The organism is Pseudomonas sp. (assembly GCF_035277045.1).
Classification (GTDB): Bacteria; Pseudomonadota; Gammaproteobacteria; order Pseudomonadales; family Pseudomonadaceae; genus Aquipseudomonas.
Window position 1 is genome coordinate 1 of sequence record NZ_DATELE010000177.1, and the last position, 9,501, is coordinate 9,501.

Annotated in this window: 6 protein-coding genes; 3 read left to right on the forward strand and 3 right to left on the reverse strand. The window is 59.3% G+C overall.

Features of this window, described 5'->3' with window-relative positions:
• A partial coding sequence (locus VJS90_RS09000) for a hydantoinase/oxoprolinase family protein (protein ID WP_324121136.1) occupies positions 1-1,745 on the reverse strand: 1,745 nt, incomplete at its 3' end.
• 173 nt (positions 1,746-1,918) lie between these two features.
• Between VJS90_RS09000 and VJS90_RS09005 the strand changes: the two genes are divergently transcribed.
• The 3 genes from VJS90_RS09005 (at position 1,919) to VJS90_RS09015 (ending at position 7,419) form a co-directional block, all read left to right on the forward strand.
• Positions 1,919-2,578: a TetR/AcrR family transcriptional regulator gene (locus VJS90_RS09005; protein WP_324121138.1), complete on the forward strand. Its 660-nt coding sequence runs from the start codon at positions 1,919-1,921 to the stop codon at positions 2,576-2,578.
• A 258-nt stretch (positions 2,579-2,836) separates the two neighbouring features.
• Positions 2,837-5,233, forward strand: a complete 2,397-nt coding sequence (locus VJS90_RS09010; RefSeq protein WP_324121140.1) for a membrane-bound PQQ-dependent dehydrogenase, glucose/quinate/shikimate family — start codon at positions 2,837-2,839, stop codon at positions 5,231-5,233.
• 71 nt (positions 5,234-5,304) lie between these two features.
• Positions 5,305-7,419, forward strand: coding sequence for a TonB-dependent receptor (locus VJS90_RS09015; RefSeq protein ID WP_324121142.1), 2,115 nt, complete (start codon positions 5,305-5,307; stop codon positions 7,417-7,419).
• Between the two features lie 59 nt (positions 7,420-7,478).
• Here the strand turns inward: VJS90_RS09015 and VJS90_RS09020 are convergent, their stop codons facing one another.
• Positions 7,479-8,234 (reverse strand): SDR family NAD(P)-dependent oxidoreductase, encoded by a 756-nt coding sequence (locus VJS90_RS09020; RefSeq protein WP_324121144.1) that lies wholly within the window; start codon positions 8,232-8,234, stop codon positions 7,479-7,481.
• A gap of 238 nt (positions 8,235-8,472) precedes the next feature.
• Complete coding sequence (locus tag VJS90_RS09025) at positions 8,473-9,402, reverse strand: GntR family transcriptional regulator (RefSeq protein WP_324121146.1); 930 nt, start codon at positions 9,400-9,402, stop codon at positions 8,473-8,475.
• Between the last annotated feature and the right edge of the window lie 99 nt (positions 9,403-9,501).

Sequence of the window (9,501 nt, forward strand, 5' to 3'; positions counted from 1 at the left end):
CCATCGATCTGCGCTGTGTTCAATGGCACGGTAAGTTCCGAGCTTTGCCCCAGATACCGGACATCTGCCGAATAGGCAACTTGCGCAGCGTCGGCGCCGTAGCCTTCGCTGGCAAGCACCGTGAAGCCTTGGTCGCCAAGGGCGATGGCTTCTGTCGAGAGGGCGTCAAGGTCGCATTGGGTGAAGGATCGAAGAATGGCTTTCACAAAGTTGTGTTCGGCATCGGCGGTGAGCATGCCGGCAGAACAGAAAACGCCAGCCATGATCGGTGCCACCACTCGGCGGATACCCAGCAGACGGGCCACGGCCACGGCATGTAACGGGCCACCACCACCGAACGCCATCATCGACATTTCACGAGGGTCCAGCCCGCGTTCCACCGTTACAGCGCGGATCGCCCGGGCCATGTTGACGTTGGCTAGGTGGCGGATGCCATGCGCGGCCTTGAGCACGTCGAGTTGCAGCGCTGCTGCGATGTGCTGGTCGATCGCCTTTGCAGAAAGCTCTGGGAATACCGGCAAGCTGCCGCCGGCCAGCGCGACTGGGTTGAGATAACCCAGCACCATGTTGGCATCGGTGACTGTCGGCTGCTCGTTACCTTTGTTGTAGCAGGCAGGACCTGGATAGGCGCCTGCCGACTCGGGGCCAACACAGAGTAGTCCGCCGGCATCAATACAAGCGATCGAGCCGCCGCCGGCACCTACCTCGGCAATGTCGATGGCCGGAACTTTCAGCACATAGCCACCACCTTTGACGAAACGGCTCGGGGCGCTAATGCCGTCCCGGAATTCGTACTCGTTGGTCAGCGAGGGCTGACCATCGACAACCAGCGCAGCTTTTGCAGTAGTGCCTCCCATGTCGAAGACGATCTGGTTGCTGTCGCCGGCTAATGCGCCGATGCGGGCTGCGCCGGTCACGCCACCTGCGGGGCCTGAGGCAACGGCGAATACCGGCTTTTCGCTCGCTGAGGCGATACCCATCATGCCGCCGTTGGAAGCCATTACCTGCAGCGAGGCGCGCACACCCATTGCTTCCAAGTCCTGGCGCAGTCGGGCCAGATAGGTTCGCATGGCTGGGAGAATGTAGGCATTCACCACAGTGGTGCTGGTGCGCTCATATTCTTTGATTTCCGGCAGTACTTCGAACGAGGCGCTGACCAAGACCTGCGGGAAGTGCTGCTGGAGGAGCTGCTTGGCGCGGCGCTCGTGGGTGGGGTTGATGTAGCTGTTGATGAAAGCGATCGCGAGTGCTGTAACGCCTTCGTCGATCAGCGATTCAGCTTCATGCAGCAGCTGCTCTTCGTCCAGAGCAGTGACCACATCGCCGGTGGCGCTCATGCGTTCTTGGATACCCCGCCTCCAGCGGCGAGTAGCCAGCGGTTCGGGTTTGCTCCAGGACAGGTCGAACATGGTGGGCGTACGGATGCGACCGATTTCCAGCACATCTCTGAACCCAGCCGTGGTGAGTACACCGGTCTTCGCGCCGACCTTCTGCAGGATGGTGTTGGACGCGGTGGTGGTGCCATGCACAATCTCGGTGATTTCCTCAGGCCCGACGCCCGCTTGCAGCAGCAGGGCGCTCAGCCCTTGCACGATGGCCTTGCCCAAGTCCTCGGGCGTGGTAGAAGTCTTGTTCACGAAGAGTCGGCCATCGGGCATTGCGAGTACGACGTCGGTGAAGGTGCCACCGATATCGCATCCAACCCTTACGCCTCTGCTGGTTTTTGTTCTTGGTGCAGTGCTCATGATTGCTCCATCTGCTGGTTGGTCATTCGTGATAACTAACTGGACGTTCAGTTAGTAAGTGATACGCTAGAATCTATTCCAAACCCTGTCAAACGGCTGCGAATGGAATCAACCCAACAGCAAGCTCGCTGTTACACTCGCCGGATGCGGCTAGAAAGAGGATTGAGACAGCAATGAAGACAGACGTTCGTGCGACCCCTAAGCCCAAGCCCCGTAACGCCGCGGTCACGCGAGAGAACATCCTCAAGATCGCGACACAGGAATTCGCAGAGCACGGTTACGACGGCGCGAGCATCGAGGCAATAGTGCTGGGCTGCGAGATCAGCAAAAACCTGATCTACCATTACTTCGACAGCAAAGAAGGGCTGTTCATCGAGGTGATGGAGCGAGCCTACGGGGCCATGCGCGAGCGGCAGAACCAACTGACGCTGTCGGGTGATCCCGTGCGAGATATGCGGGAATTGGTAGAAAAAACCGTCCAGCACTTCATAGATCAACCCGACTTTCATCTGCTTCTTTCTACCGAAAACCTTCATAAGGCGGCTCACATTCGCAAGTCCGCAGTCATCTCCCAAATGTTCAATCCCTTGAAAGCAGCCCTTTCGCAGATTCTTCAGGAGGGTAAAGACCAAGGCGTATTCCGGAAGGATGCAGACTGGGTGGACCTGTATGTGTCTATCTCAGGTCTCGGCGCTTATTCCATTACCAATCGGTACACCCTTTCCTACGTCTTGGACGTGGATCTCGATTCGCCCGAGCGAAAAGCGTCCCGTCTCAAACATGCTTCAGACGTTGTCATGAGCTACCTGTGCGACCTCCGCCCTTCATGTTGATAGTCACTCCCCGACTCCTCTTTGGGCGCCTGGCTTGGTGCTAGGCGCGGACAAACACCGCGGATTTTCACCCCACTCTCGCCCTATCCTGGCGCCCCTGATCATCCAGGGCGGACGGCTGCGCGTGTCTATTCCGTGGATTGCGGGGCGACATGCCAGTACAAGTTTCCGCACGCAATGCTGGATTCAAATTTGTGTGCTGATCTGTATGCATGCGACAATTTGTCCTTTGGTAACCTGTGAAGGACTGTAAAAGTGGTGAATGAAGTGTTTCCGAGCCGGTTGGCGCGAGCATGGCTTGCGACCCTTGGCGTAATCATTCTGTTGGCGGGACTCTATTTCATTGGGGGAGGAGGTTGGCTTGCCTGGCTGGGAGGTAGTTGGTACTTCCTCATCGCCGGTTTGCTGCTGGTCACTGCCGGTGGCCTTATCGCTCGCAGACGTTTGCTTGGCGTGCTGTTGATCGCCGTAACAGTGCTGTACACCGTTGTATGGGCGCTGTGGGACGTTGGCCTGCAGTTCTGGCCGTTACTGTCGCGCGTGTTCGCATTCGCGTTCATCGCGGCTGCGGTTGCATTCTCTGTACCTCTGTTCACGCGAGCGCGCAAAGCGCGTGTCACCGCCATTGCAGTGGGTGCCTTGACTTCTGTCGGGATCGTGGCCACTGGCATCAGTGCCTTCGAACCCAAGAACATTATCCGTGACGCCGACGCTGTGGCGGCCGCCGAGAAGGTTGCACCTGAAATCGACAATGGCGCGCCCGGAGACTGGCGTGCCTGGGCCGGCGATACGCACGGTTCGCGCTTCTCGCGCGTCGGTGACATCACGCCTGAAAACGTAAAAAACCTTCAGGTCGCATGGACAGCTCACACGGGTGAAGCTGTGGTGCCTGGCGTGGGCGATGCTGAAGACCAAAATACGCCGTTGCAGATTGGCGACAGCCTGTATGTGTGCACCACGTACAGCACCGTTATTTCTTACAACATTGATACCGGCAAGGAAAACTGGCGGTTCGCCGCCGGCAAGGGCAACTCCACTTACCAGCGCTGCCGTGGCATGGCTTACTTCGATGCCACCACCGCGAAGAAGGTCGCCGAGGTGCCAGGTGCTGTCGCCGATGGCGCCCAGGACAGTTCTGTCAGCCCGCAGCGCCTGATCTTCCCGACAGGTGATGGGCGCCTGATGGCGATCGATGCCCACACCGGCGAGCCTGTCGCCAACTTTGGTGAGAACGGCGCTGTCGACCTCAAGGTTGGCATGGGCGAAGTCAAGCCTGGCTATTACCAGCAGTCTTCGACGCCGCTGCTTGCGGGCAACCTGGTTATTGTTGGTGGTCGAGTGATCGATAACTTCGAGACCGGCGAGCCGCCGGGAGTGGTGCGTGCGTTTGACGCAGTGAGCGGCACCCTGGTCTGGGCCTGGGACCCCGGTAACCCTGAAGTCACCCGTGAGCCACTTTCGCCTGAAGGCTACACCCGCGGCACTCCGAACGTCTGGGTTGCCGCTTCATACGATGCCGAACTGGGCATGGTGTACTTGCCGACCGGCAACGCCACCCCCGACTTCTGGGCAGGTTTTCGCACTGAGGCGGATGACAGATACGGCTCATCGATTGTCGCAGTCAACGTCGCTACTGGGCGCCCAGTCTGGTCATTCCAGACGGTTCACCATGACATCTGGGACTTCGATGTCACCGGTCAGCCGCTGATCTACGACATCCCCAACGATGATGGCTCGGTGTCCAAGGCTGTCTCGGTCACCTCCAAGACAGGCATGATCTACCTGCTGGACCGCACCAACGGCAAACCGCTGGCCAGTATCGAGGAGCGTCCGGTGCCCCAGGGCAAACTGGCTGGCGAGCGGTACTCGCCCACTCAGCCGTACTCCACTGGCATGCCGAACATCGGCAACGATGTGCTGCGAGAGTCCGACATGTGGGGCGCCACGCCGTTCGACCAACTCATGTGCCGCATTATCTTCAAATCCAGCCGCTATGACGGCGTGTTCACGCCGCCGGGTGAAGACTGGGCGATCCAGTATCCGGGATCGCTGGGTGGAATAAACTGGGGCGGTGTCTCGGTTGACCCGAATACCCATCTGATGTTCATCAACGACCTGCGCCTGGGGCTGCACTACAACATGGTACCGGCCAAGGACATCCCGCCTGGCACAGGTAGCAGTGAGGGCATGGGGATCATCGTGCAGAAGGGCACGCCGTTCGGCACCTGGCGCGAGCGCTTCATGTCGCCTCTAGGCGTGCCTTGCCAGGCACCACCGTTCGGTACGCTCTCGGCTGTCAACCTGAAGACCCACAAGCTGGTCTGGCAGGTGCCGGTGGGTACCGTGCAGGACACCGGCCCGCTGAACATTGCCACCGGCCTGAAACTGCCGTTGGGCATGCCGACCCTTGGCCCATCGCTGGCCACCCAGTCCGGCCTGCTGTTCTTCGCCGGCACGCAGGACTTCTACCTGCGCGCCTTCAACAGCCGTACCGGTCAGGAAATCTGGAAGTCGCGCCTGCCCGTGGGCAGTCAGAGCGGCCCGATCACCTACCGTTCGGAGAAGACCGGCAAGCAGTATGTCGTGATTTTCGCGGGCGGTTCGCCACACTCCGATCAACGCGGTGATAGTGTGATCGCTTACGCTTTGCCATAAAGTCTCAACGATCTGTATGACTAGCCCAGGTCCGGTTCAGCACTGGCCTGGGCTTTGTTCAGGAACTCGCGATGTCTCAACCCTTTTCTTTTTTGGCTGTGCGCTTGCGCACCGGCCTGGCCTGTATTTTTGCCACAGGCGGGAGTGCTGTGGCTCACGCGCAATCTGGCGATGTAGAGGCAGTGGTGGTCGACCCGGTTGTCGTCACTGGCGCGTTTGCCCCCACCAGCACTTTCGACCTGCCGTTTTCGGTCGATACTGTGGACCTCTCCAGAGGTACCGATGGCCAGCTGGGCGTGAACCTGTCAGAAGTGCTGACCAAGGTGCCAGGTCTGGTGGTGCAGAACCGGCAGAACTATGCGCAAGACCTGCAGATTTCCTCACGGGGCTATGGCGCACGTTCAGCATTTGGCGTTCGCGGCATCAAGCTGCTCAGTGACGGCATCCCGGCCAGCACCCCCGACGGTCAAGGTCAGGCGGCCACGCTGAACCTGGATGTGGCCGAGCGCATCGAAGTGTTGCGCGGCCCGGCCGCGACGCTGTATGGCAGCAACGCCGGTGGGGTGATCCAGATGTTCACCCGAGACGGGCAAGGGCCGACCCGTGTCGGCGCCGAAACCACCTTCGGCAGCGACGGCTTCAACAAGAATCACCTGTCGGCTGAGGGGGGTAACGACACCGCCGGTTTCGTGCTGGATGCCTCACGCATGGATACCGATGGCTACCGCGACCACAGCGCCGCGCGCCGGGACCAGACCTTCGCCAAGGTCAATTTCAAGCCCGACGACGACTCGCGCATGGCGCTGATCTATAGCAGCCTGGAGCAGAACAATACGCAGGACCCGCTGGGGCAGACCTGGGATGCCTACAAGCATGACCCGCGTTCCAGGGCCGCGGTGGCTGAAACCTATAACACGCGCAAGAGCATCGACCACCAGCAACTGGGCATGAACTACGAGCGCTACTTTGGCGATGCCACGTTGCAGTTCAACCTGTACGCAGGGCGACGCAGCGTGGTGCAGTATCTGTCCATCCCCAGAACCGTTGCCTCCAACAGCCAGCGTGGCGGCGGGGTCGTCGACTTCGACCGCGAGTTCCACGGTGGCACCTTGCGCTGGACCCAGCCGGTGGTCGACGTGCCCGGCGACTTTACATTCACTGTCGGCGCCGATTACGACCAAAGCAAAGATGACCGCCGCGGCTTCCAGAACTTCAGCGGCGACCAGCTGGGCGTCAAAGGTGAGCTGCGCCGTGACGAGCAGGACACAGCCACCAGCATGGACCCTTACATGCAGGCGCATTGGGAAATTGGCCATTGGACCAGCGAACTGGGACTGCGCTACAGCAGCATGAAAATGCGCGTGGACGACCATTACCTGGCCAACGGTGACTCCAGCGGTTCGAAAAAATACCAGCAAGCCACCCCGTCGCTTTCGGTGATGTACGCCTTCTCGCCTGATTTGCGCGGCTATGTGAGTGTCGGCAAAGGCTTCGAAACCCCCACACAGGCCGAGATGGCCTATGCGCCGGGTGAGGTCGAGAGCTTCAACTTCGGCCTCAAGCCAGCCTCCAGCATGCAGTATGAAGTGGGTGTGAAGTATCGGCTTGGCGAACGCACGCGGCTGAATGCGGCGGTGTATGAGATTCATACCGATGACGAAATTGTCGTTGCCAGCGCCACGAGTGGCCGTACCAGCTATCGCAATGCGGGGCGTACTGTACGGCGTGGCTTTGAGGCGAGTCTGCAGAGTGACTTGAGCGAGCACTGGCAGACCACCTGGGTGTATACCCGCACCGATGCCCGCTACGCAGAGGATGTCAGCCAGGCCATCGAACGTGGCAACCGGCTGCCCGGCGTGCCGCTCGACAACCTGTATGGCGAGCTGGCCTGGAAGCCTGTGTCGTCCATCGGCATGGGGCTAGAGGGGCAGTACCGCAGCCAGGTGTACGTGGACGATAGCAATACTGCCAAGCCGGCACCGGCGTATGCCGTGTTCAACTGGCGCACGCGCTTTGAGCAGCATGTCGGGGCCTGGACGTTCCACCAGTTGGTACGCCTGGACAACCTCTTCGACCGGCAGTATGTGGGGTCAGTAATTGTCGGGGACAGCAACGGGCGCTATTACGAAGCAGCGCCCGGCCGCTCGTGGTATGCGGGGGCGGGGTTGGAATACAAGTTCCAATAGGGCCCGTTTACCGACTTTGAGGGTTGCATTGCAGCCCCCAAAGTTTGCTGGTCAGGCATTCAGGCTACTGCTTGAGCCCCTGTGATTTCAACCAGGGAGCCGCACATGAAGGCTGCTTCGTCCGAGGCTAGAAACGCCACGAGTGCGGCCACTTCTTCGGGTTTGCCAATGCGACCGAACGGTACCAGGCGGTCCAGGTCGGCGATCGTGCGGCCTGAGCGCAGCACGCCTGCTTCCAGCATCGGCGTGTGGATCTCGCCAGGGCAAACGGCATTTACCCGGATCTTGTGAGGCGCGTAGTCGCGCGCCAGGTTCTGTGTGAACGAGGCCACCGCCGCCTTGGTCACGTTATACGCAATGTGCCCAGGCGCCGGGTACAGCCCCCACTGAGAAGCAGTGTTTACAATGGCACCGCCTCCAGCCTCGATCATAATCGGCAATACAGCACGACAGAGGTGGAACATTGAGTCGATGTTGACGGCAAAGCTGCTGTGCCAGTCATCTTCACTCAATGCCAGCAGATCACCGCGGCGGTTGATACCGGCGTTGTTAACGAGGACGTCGATCCGCTTCATTTGGGAAAAGACATTCTCGACCAGTGCCCTGCATTCGTTTCCATCAGCGATGTTGGCAGCGATTGCTACAGCATTCCCATTTTCTTTCCGTATGGCCTCGACCACGTTCTGAGCCGCGTCAATATTGACATCGCTGACTACGACCGTTGCGCCTTCACTGGCAAATCGCTGGGCTATGGCGGTACCGATACCACCGGCCGCGCCGGTAACGATGACGACTTTACGGGTGAACCTACTCATTTTGACCTCGCACGTTTTTCTTGTGAGCTTGCAGGGCTTGGCAATGTATGCAGATTTGTGTGCAAAGCTAGCCGGAGTGACAAGCGCCTGTCAACCAGTCGTTGGAGGGTGGCTTGTGACAAGAGCTCATAGAGCATGCAGAGGGCAGTACCGCGGCGGCGGTAAGTGCTAGATAAATCGGCATCGTTCACGGCCCGCCTCAAGGCGGGCCATTCTTTGACGCGATGAGCAGGACAATCTAAGCCACTGACATCCGAGCTGTCAGGTTCTGCTGCATGTAGTCGAGGAATCGACGCTGGAATAGCATCGTATGCTCGTGAGCGGCGGCTTCTGCGGCATCAGCGTCCCGAGAAGCGATGGCCTGGATTATTTCATCATGGTCGCGGCCAAGGCGGTGAGCGCTTGCGGAGCTGACGACATGATCGAAGTGCAGATGGAGTAAGCGCTGGCCTTCGCCTAGTAACCGCTCATAATAGGTGATGAAGTAAGGGTTTCTCCCAGCGTGAGCGATTGCCATGTGGAACGCCTTGTTCAATTCGGACATGGCCTGGAAGTCACCGCTTGTCACCGCCTCCAGATAGCGGGCATCAGCCTGTTTGATCGCTTCTAGATCCCCTGCACGATGCTGAGTAGCCGCCAATCGCGTAACCGCCCTTTGAATCAAGTCGAGCGCCGAGATGTAGTTAGGGAATTCCTCGATCTCGAACGGTGTAACCAACGTGGTGCGGTTAGGAAGAATGACCACCAGTCCTTCAGTGATCAGTCGAGCAAGTGCATCGCGAACGGGCGAGCGCGAGAGGCCGAATTGAGCTGCGAGCGAAACCTCGTCCAGCTGGACACCAGGTTTCAGCTGGAGCGTGAGGATCTGCTTGCGCAGTTCTTCGTAAATGTAGCGACCGCTATGGCGCCGGGGGGCGCTCTCGGTTTCGTTATCTTTTGGCATCATCAGGTCTCGATTGGTCTGGCCTCTATCATACAGGCCGGACCTTGTTTTTTTGCGGCCCTCTATCCGCACCGTCCATTGCACAGTCGAGCAGGAGCCATGGGGCCACACATTACCCATCCAGGTATCGGACAGGGTGAAACCTTCTTGATAAGGGTCGGTAGCATCCCGGTCGGATTCCAGAAAAACCATGCCCGCTGTTGCAGCGGGCATGGTGTAGTTCATTCAGTCAGTCCGGCTCCCCACGTGTCGCTGAGCATGAAGCCCAATGACAATGGATCATCCGGGTCCACGCCAAGCTGTTGCAGGCCATATAGCCAAGCC

Excerpts from the sequence above, each read along its gene's own strand:
- VJS90_RS09005 (WP_324121138.1), top strand. The coding sequence starts at position 1,919 with ATGAAGACAGACGTTCGTGCGACCCCTAAGCCCAAGCCCCGTAACGCC.
- VJS90_RS09015 (WP_324121142.1), top strand. The coding sequence starts at position 5,305 with ATGTCTCAACCCTTTTCTTTTTTGGCTGTGCGCTTGCGCACCGGCCTG.
- VJS90_RS09020 (WP_324121144.1), bottom strand. The coding sequence starts at position 8,234 with ATGAGTAGGTTCACCCGTAAAGTCGTCATCGTTACCGGCGCGGCCGGT.
- VJS90_RS09025 (WP_324121146.1), bottom strand. The coding sequence starts at position 9,402 with ATGAACTACACCATGCCCGCTGCAACAGCGGGCATGGTTTTTCTGGAA.